This window comes from Bacteroidota bacterium, from assembly GCA_018692315.1.
Lineage (GTDB): Bacteria > Bacteroidota > Bacteroidia > Bacteroidales > JABHKC01 > JABHKC01.
Genome location: JABHKC010000221.1, coordinates 20,782 through 42,715, shown reverse-complemented (window position 1 = coordinate 42,715; position 21,934 = coordinate 20,782). Strand labels below are relative to the sequence as shown.

Sequence of the window (21,934 nt, the reverse complement as noted above, 5' to 3'; positions counted from 1 at the left end):
TTCTATAGCTATGCCATGGCAGATGGTATCTTTAATTATCTGTTTGATAATAAATATGGGCTAATTTATAAAACTAAACCCAAAATCCCTGATAGCCAGCTATCTATAATTTGGGAGGAAAATTGAGGAAACTTCAGTGAAGAAATGGTATTGCCATTCTCCACAGTTTTAGTTTCAAGTTGGGCAATTGTGTTTCTGCCTTCGGAAATCTTCAGAGTTTCACGTTCGTAATCCAATGTTCCTGAAACAGTTTTGCGGTAAACTTCAAAACCACCAATGTAAAATCGTTCTTCAACTATTCCACCAGTTTTTTCTACAACTTTTCTTACTCTTTCGCCACCTGCATCATAAACATAGTAAGCTTTGTTATTGCTTGCATCAAGCGTAACCTCTTTCAATTCATCTTTGTAATCCCAGGCTAATTCCGGCAAGTGTGGCATTTCTGTGCAGTTGCCATGTTCGTCATAATCATAAACATCTGTTTGGTTATCGTGGTTTTTCAGGCGGTTATTTACAGTTTCGTAGTAGTAATCGCGTGTCCAATCGCCAACAGATTTCATTTGGTTAATATTGCCAAGTTCATCGTAGGTGTATTCCTGTGTATAGTTTTGCATAGCTTAATCCATAAATCTATTGTTAAATATGTCAGACAATTGTGTAGACTTTTCAGAACTCTATAACTTTTGTATTTGATAGTTTATCATGCCAACCATTGGGATTTTTCGACAAAAATGAAATTACCTCAATAAAAATTAACCTCACTAAAGTTCTAATAAATATTTGCATAAAAGTAGGTCTGTTATTATTTGAACTAACAACTTTAGTATGTGTCAAATACTTTCCAAAAGACCTACCTGTAATACCTTCAAAAACCATGTAATAAATGACATACAATAGTATAAGGATAATGTTGATATCTAAATTAAAGTCATAATTTGACAGTTCTAAAATAAAAAGCAAAGCCTTTAATGAAAGAAAGAACAAAATCAATATACTTACGGTATCAATTAGAAAGTTAATAAATCTTTTCATCTTAGTTGGATTGCTGAATGTTTTATTCATAATTATAACTCGTTAATCAATATTATTAACTCCCACTACCAAATATTGCTTTGAATAATATAAAAATTGGCATTGGCGGTGCCTGACCTGTTGCTTGTTTGGCATAAGAATCAATGAGTATGGATCCTTTAGCACCAGCAATTACGGGGTTTCCGCCAATATTAATCTTAACAGGTCCAGTTTTTAATTTTATCTCCATATTTAAATAATTTACATCTCCTTCTACAGGCATATTCTTTAGTTCAGTTTTAGATTCATATGGTAAAACTGAACCAGATTTCTTGTATGATGAATTAGATGTATTATTACTGGCTTCTATACTACCTGCAATTAATTTTCCGTCTATTTTTAGCCCATCATTATTATATACGGCAGAACCTTCTGCCAAACTACCACTAGTACTCCCGTCTATAACATTTGTAATACTTCCACTCAATTTCACATTGCCTAAAGTCCCTTTTACTCCAATATTTGCAACATTCTCCTTTGCTGTAAGCAGTAACTTGCAATCGTCAACTTTTCCTTCAACATTAGCAATACTTATTGCTGCGCCTCCCTTCAAAGGGCCCAATTGACCTTCTACTCCTGCACCCCAAAAATTCCAATCTATTGAAACATTGAACCACACACCTGAAGCATCCCAAATATTTTGGCTGCCTATATTTACATCATGATTCTTATTAGGCTTTTTTATCTCAATAGTATTATTCTTAGTAGCCCTGTTTGTTAAAGTATGGCGATCTAAAATTCTATCTTGTCTTGCTGGCTCCAATTCAAAAAAGCAAGAGTTGCTATTAATATTTTTTTCCCCAGATGTTTGCTTTTTATCTTCATCTTCTTTCTTCGCTTCCTCCAACCCATCCAAATCAATAAAAGTAATAGGTTTATTTCCGGCATATTGGTAGGAACACAACTGCGGATACTCAAATTGCAGTGGGTCAACACTTAAACAACTCTGTACACCTTTTTTGTTTACAATAGGCTTTCTATATACCACTTTTAATGGTGTTTCAAGATTCTGATATCTTAGTTTCAATGCTCTCATTACTATCCGTAAAATTACTACTTTTTATTTTCATTTGAAGATTTTCAATTGGAAAAAAAAATAAAGTTGTAAGATTTGAACAAACCGGAGCATTTTAACCTCTTAGGCAACCAATCAAAGCCAGCGTAGGTAGGTCAAGGTTTTTGAGATGTTTTTTTAGACCTTAAAATTCCGATTTTTCATCTGGATTGTTGAAAGACCCTGCCATGCTGAAACGATTAAACGAAATCGGAAAAATGGAAAAGGAAGATAAAAGCCATATCCTGCACGTGCTCGATGGATTCATAAAATCTGTGAAACTTAAAAATATTGCGGCGATGTGAAAATGCTTTTCTGTTGTTGTACGCACGGATTGTAAATCTGTGCTAGCTGGGTTATGAAAAGAACGTCACTCTTTACTCACGGCACACATCCGTGATAGCGGGGTTTAATTTATTTATTGTATGTATAATTATCCACAAATTTTTATAATCAGTTGCATTAAACTTCTTCCAAATTTCTTTAGTCTTAACCCCTTGAGAAAAATAAAAGTCATAATAATTAAAATAAATCTTCAAACCTAAATCATCAAAATCATATCCATGTTTAGCAAAAATCATATTAGCTAATAATTTCAGTTCATTGATACTTAAAGCAGCTATATCATCATTCCTTAACGCTTTATTATTATATAGATTAAAAAATAAAATCTCTAATTCTGAATTTGGTTTATAGCCAAACATAAAATGCTGATCACTTATTTTTGTTTTGAAATAAATATGTTGGATTTTAGAATTACTTATATCATATCCAATCAACTTATATTTATTTTTAGTTGAAGGTGCTAATATTTTTTTAAATATTGTAGCATTTACCATTTCTAATGCACTTTTATCAACAATACAAGAATATACATTCTTAGTTGTTACTCTCTCCGTATGAATAAATAGTTTTGAGTCATCAGTATTGCTATGCATATAGAGAACATTACGTTCTAAATTATTTATTTCTTTAAAATTATATGTAATATCCTCTACCTCATTCTTCTTAATACTATAAAGATAATAGTTAAGACTAGAGTAACCTCCAGCCCAATCTCCAAATTCTAGAATATATGTATCGTCAAATAATTGATACCCTTCTACAAACTCATGTTCTGGCTTCAACATGCTTGACATTTGAAAGAGCATTCTAATTTCTTTATTATCTATACTAATAGCTGATATTGAATTGTTTTTTTCGTCAAAGTAATAAACCTCTGAACCATCATAATAGAAAATATCATATAAAATATCTATTAAAGCATTTGAAGTTTCACCCCTTAACATTAATATGTCTGACACTTGGTAAAAGTAAGCAGAGTCTCTACCACCACAACATATATTCAATAGATTGTTTTTTTTGTAAATTTTATAAACACTCCCACATAAGGTATCACATAGTAGAGAATCTATGCGCATGTAGTCAATGAAGTAATTGCCATTATCAATGCTTTCCTCAAATACCGAGATATTAATTGAATCTAAAAGATAAAAGAAACGAATATTTTGTTGGATTTTATATTTATTAATCTTTGTCTTATAATTAAATTCTTTTAATACAACAGTATCAATCACCTGCTTGTTTTTTGGTGCCAATTCATCTATTAACGTAATGTCACTAGACATTATGACTTGGCTGTTATTGTTTTCTTCTCTTGGACTATTTTGTTTCGTAGTACATTCCCAGAACAATAACAACACAGTAAGTATAAATATGTATTTTGCTCGCACTTTATCTCAATTTTAATTCAGGTTCATTCATTGGTTTACTTTGGAGTTTCTCTATTTTCTTAGGAGTTATCTTTTCCAATGGGTTTGCACTGTCCTCTATTCTTTCTGCTAATCCTGGGAGAGATTTAATTAACACAAATGCTTGCACTTCTTTTGCCAATTTATCTTTATATACCCCTCCTTTTCCCAACAAAGAAAATTTCCCAACCTTAGCTCCAGCCTGTACTACATTTCCGTATTGAATATTTTCATTCTCTAATTTCAAGGTAGACAATTCGTCAGACGGAACACCTGTGGCAATATGCCCACTTGCAGAACTACCGGAATCCCATGAATAATAAACCATTCCACCAGCATTTACAAAATCCCATGATTCATTCAAAGATACTTCATGAAAAACATCTGGGTTGTCATTCATGATCTGGTTCATAAAGTTAGCATTAACTCGATAATTGACACCTATAGCTTTCTGTTTGTTGCCATCATGGTCTGTGAACTCCTTGCCATACCATGGATTACCATGTTCCATCTCTTTTGTTAAATCATATGTAAATTGATTACACCATGTCACATTTTTTGAATCATATACTTCTTTTCTAGTAATATTATCTATTGTTTCACCAGGAGCAATATCCACTTTAATCAAACCAAAGGCAAAATTAGATTTCACATCCTTTAGTGGTATGTAAGCACGGTTCTTTTGATATTTTGGCTCCTTAGCCATTTCAAGCCCTTTTGATTCTATTTTGCTAACCTTTTGCTGCCCTTTCTCTTCTTCCTGAAAGTTCTTTGATTCCAACCCATCAAGGTCAATTGAGTTTATCGGCTTATTCCCTGCATACTGATAAGGAGAATAAAATGGAAACATAGTTGCCAATGGGTCAACACTCACAAACCGACAAAGCCAAGCCGAATAAAACCGTGCTCCATAATAGTACAGCCCGGTTTCTTCGTCTCTTTCTTTGCCAACATATTTGTATCTTTTTTGAGAAACTTCGGTTTCAGAAACTCCAGAACGGTAAGAAGTTGTTCCAAACGGATGGTACTCCTCAAAAGAAATAATTGCTGCATTTTCATCAAGTTCCAAACATGCACTTCCCAAATGATTGCTATATTGAAATCTTTGATTAGTAGTCGGCGAAGAAATGGCATTGCCATTTTCAACTGTTTTAGTTTCAAGTTGAGAAATTGTGTTTCTTCCTTCGGTAATTTGTAAGGTTTCTCGCTCATAGTCCAATGTGCCTGAAATAGCTTTTCTGTAAATCTCAAATCCTCCCAAATAGAATCTTTGCTCTATTATTCCACCAGTTTTTTCGACAATTTTGCGTACTCTTTCGCCCCCTGCATCATAAACATAGTAAGCTTTGTTGTTGCTTGCATCAAGTGTTACTTCTTTTAGTTCATCTTTATAATCCCAAACCAATTCGGGTAAGTGTGGCATTTCTGTGCAATTGCCGTGTTCATATATTTTAAAAGCTATTGTCATATTTTTTTACTTCATTGCAAATGTAGTTAAAAACTACAAATCTTAGAAAGCGAAGTTTGAAACTTCGCTTAGCGGGGAGTCATCGGGGCGTAATTGAAGGATCTTACCCGTATGATTTTTTTCTTTTAACCTAATGTAAACTTTTTTATTATACATTTTGTATATATTTTTTCGATTAAACAATATTTTTATTCTGTTTAAATCAAAAAAACGTTCCCAGTTAGTGGGCACCATTGCGATATAACCATACCATATTTCATACATTCGTGAATTGCGGTACAGTTTCATGCCCTTCAAAGAACCGTCTTTTCGATATCTTCTTATAGAAAGATTATCATATTTATCAAACTGATACCTTATCTTATAAACAATTTCACAATTTTTATATTTTTCAACGTAGCTTAAATCACCATCAGTATTATAGAAATATTGAGTACCATAAAGCTTCCCATTTGAATACGCACCAATTCTTGGTGAACCATACTGACTTAAAAAAACGGATGGTCCATTCAATTTTCCATTTTTATAAACATCTGAGTGATTACAAAAGATATTTAAGTCATAATATTCAAAGGTTTGATAATGACCATTTAACAAATTGTTTTTGTAATTACCAGATACTATGAGAAAAGTGTCATTTAAATATACTTTAAATACACCTTCAAGTTTACCTTGTTTATAATTCTTAACAACTTTAGCGCTTTCAATAAAACCTTTTTTTATATTTTTAAAATGGTTTCTCTCAAAGTAGAAAAGCGGCTTCATTTTATCAAAATCACGAAATGAATAATCGTGAAGGGAATCATAAAAATATGTAATCCATGTACCTGTTTTTCTATTTAAAGAGTCAAGCTGATTAATCTGGGCACGACCTGATAATGTATTAGCAATGACAATAATCATCACATACGTTAACTTATTTATTAAACGCTTCCTGAATATAAAATGAAACATTAGTTGAATGTAGATTACCATATAAAACAGTGTTAAATCGTTGTTCGTATTCTTGTTTGTTTGTCTCCAAATAGGAATATTTTGCTTCAAAATCATTTCTCATTTGAGTATCTTCTCTTTCCCATGTACTTCCTTCAAGCACAATAGAAAAATATACATCACCCAATTCATTTGCCATTGAACTATTAATGTCCTTTTGTTCTCTATTATTGCTTTCTAATATAATATTTCCAAAATATCCATCTGTTGTTTTAGACATACCTGTTCCTGCAACAGCTCTTGTGGAACCTGGAACAGTACCAATATCAACATTAATCATAGCTTCAGAATTTTTAGCAATTAAGTCTTCATTTATTTCATTAATCACATTGAATTTTTGTTCTAAAGCACCTTCAGGAAAATATTTTCTTTGATTTGCGCTAGCAAAATGTTGAACGTTTGGACTTTCAATAATTATAGCTTTAATAGCATTATCAATAATTTCTGCTTGCTTTTCTAGTGTTTGAGTTTTTCTGCTAATTTTTGAATATTCTGCTTTTAAAGGATCTGTTAGAATTGATTTAAGATTTGCATTATTGTTGTTTAATTCACTTCCGAGAATAAGATTCTGCTGGTCATCTATTTGCTTTTCAATGTCCGATATTTCACGAGAAATGTTTACTAATTGCTTAATATTTTTATTTAATTCATCTTGCTTCTTATTAACAAAACTAATATTAGAACCACCACAAATAACTGGACTTTTTGCTTTTCCCTTGATTTCGGCATCATGCTTAAACTCCTCCAACCCATCCAAATCAATAAAAGTAACCGGTTTATTCCCTGCATATTGATAAGGAGTATAATGTGGATATTCAAATTGCAGTGGATCCACACTTACAAACCGACAAAGCCAAGCCGAATAATACCTCGCTCCATAGTAGTACAGCCCAGTTTCTTCGTCTCGCTCCTTGCCTACATATTTATATCTTTTCAAGGAAACTTCGGTTGCTGATGAACCGGATCGGTAACTTGTAGTTCCAAACGGATGGTATTCCTCATATGAAATAATAGCTGCATTTTCATCCAATTCTAAGCAAGCTGAACCCAAGTGATTTGAGTATTGGTATCGCTGATTAGTTGTAGGTGATGAAATATTATTCCCGTTCTCAACGGTTTTAGTTTCAAGTTGAGCAATTGTGTTTCTACCTTCGGTAATCTTCAGTGTCTCTCTTTCATAATCAAGAGTTCCTGAAACAGTTTTCCGATATACCTCAAATCCTCCAACATAAAGTCTTTCTTCAACAACACTGCCTTTATCAACTACCTTTCGAACTCTTTCGCCACCGGCATCATAAACATAGTAAGCTTTGTTATTGCTTGCATCAAGTGTAACTTCTTTTAGTTCATCTTTGTAATCCCAGACTAAGTCGGGCAAGTGTGGCATTTCTGTGCAGTTGCCATGTTCGTCATAATCATAAACATCCGTTTGGTTATCGTGGTTTTTCAGGCGGTTGTTTGCTGTTTCGTAGTAGTAGTCGCGTGTCCAATCGCCTACAGATTTCATTTGGTTTATATTGCCAAGTTCATCGTAAGTGTATTCTTGTGTATAGTTTTGCATAGCATTGCTAGCAGTATTGGGCACAGCCAGATTGTTAACAAAATCTGTGTGGCTGGGCATTGCCAGTGAAGAAAGTTCACGGCCTGTGGCTTTAGTCAATCTGTATAAAGCATCGTAATAATACTTTCCTTTTGGCTCAACAACCGAATTTGAGTAATAGTGTGTTTGTTGGGCATCGTCTTCTATTTCTGTGATGTTACCCACTGCATCGTAAGTGTAGTTTATGTCCTGCAAAATATCGGAGCCTGTGTCGCGGGTAGTTAGCAGGCGTGTCAGACGGAATGTTTCCGCATCGTAATAATATGATGTTTTGCTGCCGTTTTCGTAAAAGATCTTCGTGCGTTGTCCTTTTTCGTTGTAGTTTATGTTGTTTACAAAATCTGTCCATGTGGCAGAACCTCTTATTTTTGCTTTCATTTTATCCAACAAGCCGGCTTTGTTATAGTCGTATGCTATAACAGAATTGTCGGGCTGTTTCATAGATTTCGGGCGGTTCATAGCATCATAAGTAAATTCAGTATTAAATATATCCGACAACAAAGCCGGAGAGCCACTCCAATCGATAGTCTGATTGTAGGCATCGCAAAAACGTTTTCGCAAATATACTAAATTTCCTTTAAAATCGTATTCGATAAAAGTATTAAATCCGCTTTGGTCGTATTGCTTAAAAAGCTTGCCATTGCGATTAGTTGAAACATCGGAAACTGTTCCGTAAACAGCTTTTTCAACGAGTTTTTCGCTTGTGCCTTCTTTTACATACATATCCACAGGACGTTGAAGTGTATCGTAGGTATGCCTGAATTGATGGTGGCGATTGTTCCACCGGTAAATAGGTTTCCCTGTAATATCGCTGAGCAACCATCTTCTGCCACTATCAATGTTTTCGGTATAAACAGCTTCGCCAAGCATATTGAAAATGTTTTTGGTCATTTATAAATCTCTACAATAATATGTATATTGGTTTCCATTTTTTAATGCAAATGTAGTTAAAAACTACATTCAATAAAAAGCGAAGTTCGGAAACTTCGCTTAGCAGAAGTTTTGAGTTGCGTAACTTTACAGACTTTCAACTAAAGTCCTGAAAGGATAATCTGTAATAGCCCTGGCATTTATGGCAGGGAAAAGGAAAACGAAAAAATAGTTTTGGCGGGATTTTTGATTTTTTTCAAAAATCATGACAAAACGGTGGGATAAAAATGGAAAAATCATATGCCACAAGTTACAAACTTGTGGTAGGTAAGGGAAAACTAACTGTTAGCTATTGGCATTTAGCTAATATCCAAAGGCCAAAACCCAAATGTCAATATTTAATTAGGAGGATAAACCAAAACACCCGCAACATTCATTTTCACCTGATAGCCTTCGCCCGGAATCATATTTCCAATGTTGTTGATATTATATACAGGCCAATAAACCAATCCGAAACCATTTTTTGCTAAAACAATTTCATTTACAATTGAGCTTAGCATTGTGTCGATAGGAGCGGGGCTTGTTCTTAAATAGCCAATCAGGTTCCAGCCTGAATTTATAGAAACCGGTGTAATTATCGGTTCACAAATGCTACCATAAACAATAAGGTTTGTTGAACTTAAAGTTTTTACCTGATATCCTTGGCCTAAGCTGAGATTGCCAATTTGGTTAATAGAAAATGCAGGCCAATAAATCTGGCCCATTCCACTTTTGACCATTTCAATTTCTGAAACAATTGGCGAAAAAACATCATGAATATCTGGATTTACAGGAATCATATATGTTGAAAAAATGCTCCAGCCCAAAGGAAGAGATATATTTTGAAAGTCGTAAGTGGTTAAAGATGTTATGCCGCTTGTTCCATTGTTTGCGTAAAATCCTTGATTTGTCATTGGAGGCATTGGCATATATGTAGCAATTGCGTCGTAGTCGGTATTTGTTGAAGCATCCCAAATCTTCCATTTAAATTCTTCGCCGTTAACGAAACCGTCGTTTCCTACATCTTCTCCCCAGACAGTGAGTGGTGTTGTGATATTTTCCCAAATTTGCATTCCCGCACAAGCCAATCCACCTATTCCATTGTAAAAAACACCAACATAATCGCCCGAGTCAATAGGAATTCCATTTAATAGAATTTCTGCTGAATTCGGAATTAAAATAACATGATTGTTACCAGTTGTATTGAAAAACCAGCTTGTAGGATATTGAGAGTTAGCAATTTCAACATAGTTTACCAGCTCAAAAGTATCTGCATCGAAAAAGTTAGTAACTATAAGCGAAACGGTATAAAAGCCTACTGTCTGGTATTCATGAACTGGGTTTTGTGATGTAGATGAATTTCCATCTCCGAAATCCCAAAGCCAAGTGGCAGGTGAACCGGTAGAAAGATCATTAAATTGAACAGAATGCGGAACAGGTCCAAATGGATTAAATGCACTGAAATTTGCAATAAGTTCGGGTGCTTGTTCAGCCCAAGCCGACTGATATAGCTGATGCGTAGAACTGTCCTGAACAAAGCTTACAAGCGATAAATTATTAAAATCTTCAATAGTATTGTTTGTAGGAAATATATAAGAAAAAGTGTATGTATAAGTGTTGCCGGGTGAAATTTGCGAAATATTTGTTCCATTTTCGTCAGGCAGCATTTTTTTCAAAATGAAAAGGGCGGAATCGATCTGCGAACAAGAAACATTGTTAAAAGTTTTGTTTTCGACAATAGCAGTTTGCAAAACTAAATTTTGGCTACTAATGCTGTCTATTGCAAAAACATCGACCATAACATTTATTTGATTTCCAATAATATCGAAAACAGGATTTAAACTAATCGGTGTAAGGTCATTGTTAAAACTATTAGAAATTGAAGTAGCCGTAATATTTGCAGAACTTACAGGAGTTTGTCCATTAAAGGTAACTGAAGGAATGGTGCTTATTAGCCCATAATAATTATATCTGGCAATAGATTCACTTGTCTCATATCCGTCGGGAAAAATATTTCCGGGATACCTTATTACAGCACACTGCCCGTTAGTTTGTGCCAAAACATTCTGAAAAGCCAGCTCTAAGTTGCAACAATTAGAGCAAGCACTTGAACCAGACGAAAAATGCTCTACCAATGGAAGTCTTGGAAAATATGCAGGAGAAAGTGTTATAGCATCGCCAATTGAGCACTGGTTTGCATCTGTAACCGTAACGGTGTATTGCCCAAAAGGCAAATTGGAAACAGTGGCTCCTGTACTACCAAAATTCCAGACATATGAATATGGTGGTGTACCACCAAGCACAGTTAATGAAATAGAACCACCTGTTGCACCGGACGTTATAGAATTTGTAATATTAAGCGCATCGGGTTGTGTAATAACAAAAGTATCGATTATAGAATTATTAGCCGCATCATTTACTGTTAGAAAATATGTACCAGCAACTATGTTAGAAATATCTTCGGTAGTTGCCCCATTGCTCCATGAAAAAGAATATGGAGGAATTCCATTATAAACATAAATATCAATAGATGCATTGAAGTATCCGAAGCAAGAAACATGGGTAACACTATCTATTATGGTAAAAGGCTGAGAGAGTTTAGACACAAAGACATCAGGATATGAACCAGCAGTTAAATTATATATAGCTGATCCCGGGTCAAAATCCACAGTTCCATTAAATCTGCCAAAAGTATAGATGCTTTGATTAGAATCAAGAGAAATATAATCACCACAATCAGTATTACTTCCACCCATACTTTTAGCCCATACAAAATTTCCAAGAGAGTCAAGTTTAGAAATGCAGATGCCAATGCTTCCTATGGAAGTGAGGTTTAAAACTCCTATGCCAGGATCAAAATCGACAATTCCTTCAAAACAACCAGTTGTATAAACATTTCCGTTTGGATCAAAGGCAATAGAACTACCATAATCAGAATTACTTGCACCTATGCTTTTAGTCCAAATAAAATTGCCAGCAAGATTAAGTTTAGAAATGAAAATATCAGTCTCTCCATTTGAAGTAAGATTATATATACCTATACCTGGATTAAAGTCAACAGTTCCTTTATAATAGCCTGTGAAGTATATATTTCCTTTTTTGTCAATTTTAATGGACTTCCCATAATCATTATCATTTCCTCCTATACTTTTAACCTCTAATAAATTACCGGAAGTATCAAGTTTAGAAATGAAAATATCATTCTCTCCATTTGAAGTAAGATAAAAAGTGTTATTAGTATCAGGATCGAAATCAACTGTACCATCAAAAGCCCCTATAATATAAAGAAAATTTTTATCACAAATAGCTAAGTCAGAACAGTAGGCACTGAAATCACCCACACCAAGCATAGATTTAGCCCATATGAAATTTCCTAAAGAATCAAGCTTGGTAATGAACATATCATAACCATAATAACCTGTTATTAGATTATACACTCCCGGACCAGGATCAAAATCCACAGTATCATTAAACCAGCCTGACAAATAAATATCTCCCAAATTATCTATTGCAATTGAACGACCACCATCAGATGTACTGCCACCAAAACTTTTAGCCCATAGAAAACCACCAGAAGAATCTAATTTTAAAGCAAAGATATCATTCAACCAAATCGAACTTAAATAATAAACACCGGGTCCTGGATCAAAATCAATATTTGTACCACTAAAAGAGCCTATAATATAAATGTTTCCAACAGAGTCAATAGCAAGAGATGCTCCTTCGCCGTCACTTTGTTCTATGCTTTTTGCCCAAACAAAACTTCCTGAGCAATTATACTTAGAAACAAAGATGTCGTCATATCCATTCGTGCCAAGATTATATATTCCAGGTCCCGGATCAAAATCCACAGTATCTTGAAAATCTCCAGTGATATATACATTACCAGCAATGTCAGTAATGCCATCATTGACAGTTATTTGGCTTTGTCCTCCAAAACCTACTGCCCATTCGAAATCTACTTCTTGGGCAATAAGATTTGTAGTAATTAAAAAAATACATAAAAAGATAAGAGCTTTTGTTTTCATAATTTCATTAATTAGAAAATACGTAATAAATTATTCAGCTAAGGTAATAATAAAAATTATTATATTGTTTTAGCCTCCTAATAAATTGGTAATGATTATTAAAAAAATCCCAATTAGTTTGGAGGATAAGTCAAGCTAACAAAATTCGTCATCTTCACCTGATAGCCTTCGCCCGGAATCATATCTCCAATGTTGTTTATTCCATATATTGGCCAATAGACCAATCCGAAACCATTTTTTGCTAAAACAATTTCATTTACTATAGAACTTAACATACTGTCGATAGGAGAGGGGCTTGTTCTTAAATAGCCAATCAGGTTCCAGCCTGAATTTATAGAAACCGGTGTAATTATCGGTTCACAAATGCTACCATAAACAATAAGGTTTGTTGAACTTAAAGTTTTTACCTGATATCCTTGGCCTAAAGTAAGGTCACCAATTTGATTAATAGAAAATGCCGGCCAGAAAACTAAGCCAGTTCCACTTTTGACCATTTCGATATCGGAAATAATTGGAGCCATAAGGTCAGAAATATCTGGATAAAAAGGATTTATATATGTTGAAAAAATGCTCCATCCCAAAGGCAAATCAATTATTTGAGAATCTAATGCAGTTAATGATACTAAACCACTTGAGCCATTTAAAACAAAGTATTGTTGGTCGGTCATTGGCGGAACGGGCATGTAATCGGCATTGGCATCATAGGTGATATTTTTTGAAGCATCCCAGATTTTCCATTTAAACTCTTCACCTACTGCAAAACCGTCATAACCTTCGTCTTCGTACCAGGCATTAATTACAGTAGATGAACCTTCCCACATTAGATATCCGCCACAAGCCAATGTATTGAGCGAATCGTAAAAAACCCCTATATAATCGCCATTTTCAATAGGAATATTATTTATAGAAATTTCTGTGCTACTCGAAACTATGATTATATGACTGGTACTTGTGATAGAGTAAAACCAACCGTATGGAAATGTGATGGGTATAATTTCAATATAGTTCATGAATTCTATAGAATCGGTTTCTAATGAATTGGAAACAGCGAGCTTAACAGAATAAAATCCGGTAGATTGAAATGTATGCGACGGGTTTTGTGCTGTACTTATAGTTCCATCACCAAAATCCCAAAGCCAATTTGTTGGATTTCCAGTGCTTAAATCTGTAAAATTTATGGTCTCATTTATGTGGCTGATGGTTTCGGATGCTTCAAAATTTGCATTCAATGAACTGACAACGATGTAATTCACCAAAACAAACAGGTCGGAATACATGCCATTTGAAATAATCAAAGATACTGTATAAGTTCCTGTGTCTTGATAGATGTGTGAAGGGTTTTGAATGCTTGCTGTGGTCCCATCACCAAACTCCCATAGCCAACTTATAGGGTTGCCTGTACTTAGATCTGTAAAATTGATTGTTTCGCCTAATGGAATTAATGATGCAGAAGCCATGAAATTTGCCTGTAAATCGCTTACAACGATATAGTTGTATATTGTAAGGGTGTCTGTATAAACCGAATCTGTAGCAATTAACGTAACAGTATAGCTTCCTAAATTTTGGTAGGAATGGGTTGGATTTTGCAAAGTACTCGTACTACCATCACCAAAATCCCAAAACCAACTGCTTGGATTTCCTGCTGTCAAATCAGCAAATTGAACTGTTTCTCCAATTGCAACCATAGTGTCTGAGGCAATGAAATTGGCTTGCAGATGGCTAACAGAAATATAATCTGCTTTGAGAAGGCTATCGACATTTGTACCTTCCGAAACTGTTAGAGAAACTGAAAATGTGCCATTAGTTTGGTAAATATGAATTGGATTCTGGATTGTGTCAGTTACTCCATCACCAAAATCCCAAAACCAGATTGTTGGATTTCCATTGCTTAAATCAGTAAACTGAACAGTATCACCAATAAAAATTTCTGTCTCAGAGGCGACAAATTGTGCTTTTAGTTTTTGCGAAAGTTTTAAAACAAAAGCATCATATGGACCACTGGCACTCCTATTTGCTACTCCTGGACCTGGGTCGAAATCGACATTATACTCAAAAATTCCGGTAACATAAACTTTGCCGGCATTATCAACAAAAATATCGTTCCCACAATCGTCTCCACCGACACCTCCCATACTTACTGCCCAAACAAAATTTCCACCAGAATCTAATTTTGAGATAAAAAGGTCATGATTTCCATTTGTTATAATGTTATAAACTTCTGGTCCGGGGTCGTAGTCTGCAATCTGTACACCACCTCCAAAAGTACCCGTAGTATATATATTCTCGTCCGCATCCAGTGCAATTGAATAAGAATAATCGCCATTATATCCACCCATATTTTTTGCCCAGATTAAACTCCCTGATGCATTCATTTTTAGGATAAAAACATCTCCTTCTCCATTTGAGCTTAGAGTATATACGGATGTATCAGGATCCAAGTCTGTAGTTCCCCATAATCGTCCTGTAGCATAAATGTTTCCTTCTGAATCAACTACAAGCCTTCCCATTTGATTGCCTGTTCCATCAAATGATTTTGCCCAAACAATGTTTCCGTTATTATCAAATTTTGATATAAACATATTCTGAGATCCATTTGATGTAAGATTATAGACTCCCGGGCCAGGATCAAAATCAAATGTATTTTCGAAAATGCCAGAGAAATAAATATTTCCCTGAGCATCACTATTGTTTAAAAAATCGTATTGTGTGCCCTTGTCCAATGCCCAAATTAAGTTGCCTGAAGAATCAAATTTTGAAATGAACTTAGAGTTGCTTCCATTTGCAGTAAGATAATTCGTGCCAAAACCCGGATCAAAATCGACTGTTCCGTTGAAATAGCCCGATACTAAAATGTTTCCGGAGGCATCTAATTGTAATCTTTGAATGCCATCGTTTAGAATTCCTCCAATTCTTTTCGACCAAAGGAAACTCCCCGACGAATCAATTTTATGAATAAAAATATCATTTTCTCCACTTGAAGTGAGATTATAAACCCCACTGCCCGGGTCAGTATCGAATGTTCCATTGAAAAAACCGGCTGTATAAACATTGCCTAATGAATCAATATCTGAGCTATAATAATCATTTGCACTACTACCGAAACTTCTTACCCAAATAAAATTGCCGGACTTATCAAATTTTGATATTGAATAATCATACATTCCAACCGATGTTAAATTTGAGACTCCTACACCGGGATCGAAATCTGCAGTTTCTCTAAAATGACTAATAATATACACATTGCCATCGGTATCGAGTAAAACTTGTTTGCCTACGTCATTATCAGATCCTCCCCATGTTTGTACCCATTCAAATTCGGGTACTTCTGATTCAGTACTTGCAGGAACGATTATATCAATATAGTTGGTTTTAATTAAGGTATCAATATTCGTTCCGTCAGAAACAATTAATGTAACTGAATATGTGCCTGTGCTTTGATAGACATGTGCCGGATTTTGAATATTGTCGAATGTGCCATCGCCAAAATCCCAATACCAGGAATTTGGCTCGGCATTGGAGATCTCATAAAATTTGATTGTGTCGCCAAAATTAAATAATGTGTCGGTGGCATAAAAATTTGCTATAAGAGGTTGAGTTTGAGAAAGTTTAAATACAAAAGCGTCGCTGTTTCCGGCAGATGTAATATTCGAAACTCCTGCACCCGGGTCAAAATTGACAGTGTTTTCAAATGCTCCGGCTACATGAATATTTCCAATAGAATCAACATGCAAGGAGTATGCATAATCATCTGAAGTTCCGCCAAAACTTTCGCACCAGAAAAAATTGCCGGCTTCATCAAGTTTTAAAATGAAAAAATCTGATCCTCCACTTGTAGTAAGATTATAAATTCCGGTTCCGGGCTTGAAATCTGTTGTGTCTTCAAAATTGCCAGCTATATAAATATTTCCGTTGTTATCCAACTCAATTGAATGAGCGTAAACATCAGAGGTTCCGACTATATGTTTTGCCCAAACAAAACTCCCGGAACTATCCAATTTTAAAATGAAAGCAGCATATTCTCCTTCATTTGAATTTAAATAATAATAACTTGAGTCTGGATTGAAATCTGCCATTCCTTCAAAATACCCGCAGATGTAAACATTTCCTGCCGTATCTGCCACAATATCTGATGTTCTGCCAAAATAATAACCGCCGATAGATTTTACCCATTTAAAATTATGATACTTGTCAAATTTTATGATGAAAAAATCGTAAAAACTTGAGGAGGTGGGCAAATAAAATGCACCAGGTCCAGGGTCAAAATCATGAGGATGATCGAAAAGTCCGGTTGCATATATGTTCCCATATGGATCAAGAGATAGATTAAACATTTGATTTGAATATTCACTAAGGTAGGCTGCCCATTCAAAATTTCCTGATGCGTCTAAAATTAGTATAAAATTGGCATAAGTACCAATAAGATTATGGACTCCGACTCCGGGATCGAAATCAACAATTTCGTTAAATATTCCGGAAACATAAATTTCTCCAGCAGTATTTACTTCTATTGAATTTCCCCAATCCTCATTAGAACTTCCAAAGCTTTTAGCCCAAATAAAGTATCCTGAAGAGCTTAATTTGCAAACAAAAATATCCGTAGCTCCATTTGAACTAAGATTAAAAGTTCCAACTCCGGGGTCGAAATCTGAAGTTCCATAGAACTTCCCTGTGATAACAATATATCCTGCCGTATCAATCGCAATGCAACTTCTATAATCATTTGAACTACCACCAAAATTTTTTGCCCACAACAAATTGCCCAAAGAATCCATTTTTGTAACAAATATATCTGTATATCCATTTGAAGTAAGGTTAAAAACTCCCGTTGGATCGGGGTTGAAGTCAACTGTGCCTTCAAAATTCCCAACAGTATAAATATTTCCGGAAGGATCAATTGCAATAGATTTTGCAACTTCATCACTTGTTCCGCCAAAGTTAACAGCCCATTCATATTGAATTTCCTGATTTATTTGTGCCAAAAGGCTTGTAGTAATAAAAAATAGGCTTAAAAAAGTAGAAATTTTTGTTTTCATAATTTCTTTATTTTAATTTTCGAATCAATGTAAATTATTCAGCTAAAGTAATAATTATATATGCAAAATGCAAATTATTACTTTTGTATTTTTCGAATTGTATTTGTCATAAAAATAAAATACTTGTTTTTAATGAACAGAACTGATAGTCCCGATTAGTTTCGTGATTATCAGACCTGATATTCATGCGATTAACTTTAGCAAACTTATTACTTCTCAAATCATATAAATTGGTATTCAGCTTAAATTGTAAAATAACAAGTCAGATATTCAAACGTATATTTTGCAAAAACTAACAAATCACAATTTATAATCCACAATTAATAATTCATATCATATTATTCCCAATTAATAATTATTTTTGAGCTTTTTTATTGAAAATGTTCATTTCTTACTATTAAATTGAAATATGGAAAAGAAATTTGATGCTGTGGCAAACTATCAGCTTTCCCGAAAGGAAATAGGATATCTTAGTAGAAAAGATGCTGCTAACGAGGATTATAAGCGAATAGGCTTTATGTCGGGCTTAGAAGTTCATCAACAATTAGATACTAAAAGGAAGCTTTTTTGTCATTGTCCTGCCGGAATTTACCACCAAAACGACGATTATAATGCTGAGGTAATTCGTCATATGCGACCCACATTAAGCGAGCTTGGCGAATATGACGGAACGGCATTGATGGAATTTAAAACTAAAAAAGAAATTGTTTACAGAATAAACAATAAGACAGCCTGTACTTACGAAGTTGATGATACACCTCCTTTCAAAATTGACCGGGAGGCACTCGAAAAAGCATTGGAAATTTCAATTCTCTCGAAACTAAATATTGTTGGCGAAGTACATATTACTAGAAAACAATATCTAGATGGCAGCATCCCCACCGGTTTTCAACGAACAGCCATTCTCGGAGTTGAAGGAGAAATTCAATTAAAAAACAAAAAAGTTAGACTCATTCAATTGAGCATTGAAGAGGATTCTTGTAGGGAAATTTCAGATGTTGGACACACGCGTGTTTATAAAACCGACAGACTTGGAATGCCTTTGATAGAAACTGTAACCTACCCAGATTGTGAAACGCCGGACGAATTGATGGAGGCAGCACAGTATATTAGATTTCTCAATAGAAGTACCGAGAAAGTTAGAGTAGGAATGGGTGCTGGCCGCGAAGACGTAAATGTTAGTTGTGCAGGAGGAACACGTGTTGAAATTAAAGGCGTGGCACATAATAAATGGATACCTGAATTGTCTCATAACGAAGCTTTCCGGCAGTGGGCTTTGCTACGAATGAGAGACAAACTCTTAGAAAAAATCAAGAATCCCAAGAACTGGAAAATTGATTATAAAAAAATTGATTCTGCTATGTTCGAATCTGAGTGTGAACAACTTAATTTTGCAAAAAAGAATCGCAATCATATTTATGCTGTAAATCTACCAAATTTCAAAGGAGCTTTATCTCATTTTACTCAACCGGACAAGATCTTTGCCGATGAAATAACAAACAGGCTTAAAGTAATTGCTTGCATAGAAAAACCAAATATGATTCATTCAGAGGAACTTACACAAATTTTTCAAGAATCGGATTTCAAAAATATCAGAAATATTTTCAATTCAGGAAAAAACGATGCTCAGATAATTTTCTGGGGACCTAAAGACGATATAGAAACAGCTCTGGAAACTATAGAAGAAAGGTGTCAGATGGCTCTTGCAGGCATTCCAAACGAAACACGAAAATCTTTTGCTGATGGTACAACAATTTTTGAAAGGGTTCTTCCCGGAGCCGATAGAATGTACCCCGATACTGATTCAGCACCTATTCCTTTAGAAAATGATTATATTGAAAATCTACGTAAGAATATCCCTATTGATATATCGGAAAGATATGCACAAATGCAAAAATGGGAAATTCCTGAGGATACATTTTTTTATATTTTAAGAAATAACCTTGTACCTTTAATCGAAAGAATTTCTTCCAAGCTAAAAATTAATGCGAGATTTATTGGAACATTTTTCGGGCACACTCTAAAAAGTATCGAAGGACGGATGTCGAAACATCCGGATTTTACTTATGAAAAAGTTTATGGCATATTCAATTATCTTGCTAAAAACAATATTGAGCCTATATATGCTAAGAGGATGCTACCCATAGTTTTTGAACATCCTAGTATGGATTTTGAATCGATACTCACCATTTTAAAGTTTAAAAAACGCACAAAACAAGAATTGCTTGCTCCTATAGATTTTCTTAAAGAGAAATTTAAAGATATTAGAATCTCTAAAAATGAAGGTGTTACAGCCAACTGGTTGATGGGGCAAATTCATTCGCAGGCAATCGGGAATGTTTCGCTAAAAGAATTATTTGAAGAAATCAAAAAGGAATTATAATCCTGATAGATATCGGGAGAATCATGAATTGTCAATATTCAATTAAATAAAATAAATAAAAAATTAAGTGATGGCTGAAGATTTTTTTCAAGGATATAAAGGCGAAAGCCTCAAAATGTTAAAGAAATTTAATGTACGTGTTTGGGGACAAGCAAAGTTCGAAACCTCACGAGGTATTTTTAAGGGAACAGTACTTCCACGAGCCGAAAACGACGATGACCAGCACATTGTGGTAAAAATTCCAACAGGTTATAATATAGGAATTGATATTGCTACCGTAACTGATATTAAAGAAACAGGATATAAAAAAGCAAACTATAAAATTCCTGAAAAAGAATTCCCCTATACCGAAGGACTTCCTAAAGTTAAACTTATTGGTACCGGAGGAACTATTGCTTCGCGTTTAGACTACCGAACAGGTGCAGTAATTCCTGCTTTTTCGCCTGGCGAATTATATGGAGCAGTGCCGGAACTTGCTGATATTTGTAATCTTACAACAGAAAAAGTTTTTGCTGTTTTTAGCGAAAATATGGGTCCAGACCAATACAAACAATTAGCAATTGCCATAGGAAAAGAAATTGAAAATGGAATTCAAGGGGTAATGATTGGGCATGGCACCGACACATTACACCACACAGCCGCTGCACTTTCGTTCATGATTCAAAACCCTCCAATTCCAATAGTTTTGGTTGGTTCGCAACGCTCTTCAGACCGCCCTTCATCCGATGCTGCTCTCAACCTTATTCACTGTGCATACACAGCAGGACATTCAGATATTGCCGAGGTTATGGTTTGCATGTTTGGTCCAACATCTGACGAATACGGATTTTTACATCGTGGAACACGCGTTAGAAAGATGCACTCTTCTTATCGCTCAACTTTCAGAACAATCGGTGATACTCCTTTAGCTACCGTTACTAGAAACTCTGTAAAGCCATTAAAGGAAAAATATAACCACAGGCGAAAAGATCGTGATGTGAAAATTTATCCTTATTTTGAAGAAAGAACAACTATGCTTTATTATTATCCACAAATAAAAGCTGAAGTTATGGATTCGCTTGTTGAGATGGGTTATAAAGGAATTGTGATTGTCGGAACCGGACTTGGTCATGTAAATAAAGAATTGTATCCGGCAATTGAACGAGCTACAAAAAAAGGAGTTGCAATATATATGACACTGCAAACTATTTGGGGTTATGTGCATATGTTTGTGTACGATACTGGACGCGATATGATGGCAAAAGGAGTAATTCCTGCTGGAAATATGCTACCCGAAGTAGCATGGGTGAAATTAGGTTGGGCTCTTGGAATGGTAAGCGAGCAAGAAAAACAAAGCGGGAAAAAATTCGAAAGAGTTGAAAGATTGGAAAAAGTAAAAGATATTATGCTTGCACCAATTAACGATGAAATTACTGAAAGAGAACCCTATAACGGTTACCTTGTCTATCAAGGTGGTGTAAAAGAAGTTGAGGAATTTGTCAGGAAATTTAGAAAGTAAAACATTATGAAAGAATAATTACAATTTAACATCTGGTTGATTTGGGATAATTCATTCCAAACTGTAGGATGGTTTATTAATGAAAACGAAATATGAGTTAGTGTCGTAATAAATGAAACTGTGTATCAGATTTCGCATTCTATTTT

General features: G+C 34.7%; 11 protein-coding genes. 2 read left to right on the top strand and 9 right to left on the bottom strand.

Annotated elements, in window-relative coordinates; genetic code table 11:
* Window positions 1-65 precede the first annotated feature (65 nt).
* The 9 genes from HN894_16255 to HN894_16215 form a co-directional block, all read right to left on the bottom strand.
* Window positions 66-614: a hypothetical protein gene (locus HN894_16255; protein MBT7144877.1), complete on the bottom strand. Its 549-nt coding sequence runs from the start codon at window positions 612-614 to the stop codon at window positions 66-68.
* Between the two features lie 52 nt (window positions 615-666).
* The gene (locus tag HN894_16250) at window positions 667-1,032 is read right to left on the bottom strand and encodes a hypothetical protein (protein ID MBT7144876.1); all 366 of its coding nucleotides are present in this window, start codon (window positions 1,030-1,032) and stop codon (window positions 667-669) included.
* A 55-nt stretch (window positions 1,033-1,087) separates the two neighbouring features.
* The gene (locus HN894_16245) at window positions 1,088-2,107 is read right to left on the bottom strand and encodes a hypothetical protein (GenBank protein MBT7144875.1); all 1,020 of its coding nucleotides are present in this window, start codon (window positions 2,105-2,107) and stop codon (window positions 1,088-1,090) included.
* Window positions 2,108-2,502: 395 nt separating this feature from the next.
* Window positions 2,503-3,858: a YARHG domain-containing protein gene (locus HN894_16240; protein ID MBT7144874.1), complete on the bottom strand. Its 1,356-nt coding sequence runs from the start codon at window positions 3,856-3,858 to the stop codon at window positions 2,503-2,505.
* A 1-nt stretch (window position 3,859) separates the two neighbouring features.
* Window positions 3,860-5,344, bottom strand: a complete 1,485-nt coding sequence (locus tag HN894_16235; GenBank protein MBT7144873.1) for an RHS repeat-associated core domain-containing protein — start codon at window positions 5,342-5,344, stop codon at window positions 3,860-3,862.
* A gap of 42 nt (window positions 5,345-5,386) precedes the next feature.
* Window positions 5,387-6,247, bottom strand: coding sequence for a hypothetical protein (locus HN894_16230; GenBank protein ID MBT7144872.1), 861 nt, complete (start codon window positions 6,245-6,247; stop codon window positions 5,387-5,389).
* A 13-nt stretch (window positions 6,248-6,260) separates the two neighbouring features.
* Window positions 6,261-8,828, bottom strand: coding sequence for a hypothetical protein (locus HN894_16225; GenBank protein ID MBT7144871.1), 2,568 nt, complete (start codon window positions 8,826-8,828; stop codon window positions 6,261-6,263).
* A 377-nt stretch (window positions 8,829-9,205) separates the two neighbouring features.
* The gene (locus HN894_16220) at window positions 9,206-12,874 is read right to left on the bottom strand and encodes a PKD domain-containing protein (protein MBT7144870.1); all 3,669 of its coding nucleotides are present in this window, start codon (window positions 12,872-12,874) and stop codon (window positions 9,206-9,208) included.
* A 113-nt stretch (window positions 12,875-12,987) separates the two neighbouring features.
* Window positions 12,988-17,907, bottom strand: a complete 4,920-nt coding sequence (locus HN894_16215; protein ID MBT7144869.1) for a PKD domain-containing protein — start codon at window positions 17,905-17,907, stop codon at window positions 12,988-12,990.
* 409 nt (window positions 17,908-18,316) lie between these two features.
* Between HN894_16215 and gatE the strand changes: the two genes are divergently transcribed.
* Both gatE and gatD read left to right on the top strand, forming a co-directional pair.
* Window positions 18,317-20,290 (top strand): Glu-tRNA(Gln) amidotransferase subunit GatE, encoded by a 1,974-nt coding sequence (gene gatE, locus HN894_16210; protein MBT7144868.1) that lies wholly within the window; start codon window positions 18,317-18,319, stop codon window positions 20,288-20,290.
* Between the two features lie 70 nt (window positions 20,291-20,360).
* Window positions 20,361-21,788 carry a Glu-tRNA(Gln) amidotransferase subunit GatD gene (gene gatD, locus HN894_16205; GenBank protein ID MBT7144867.1) on the top strand — a complete coding sequence of 476 codons (1,428 nt, stop codon included), beginning with the start codon at window positions 20,361-20,363 and terminating at the stop codon, window positions 21,786-21,788.
* Window positions 21,789-21,934: the final 146 nt, after the last annotated feature.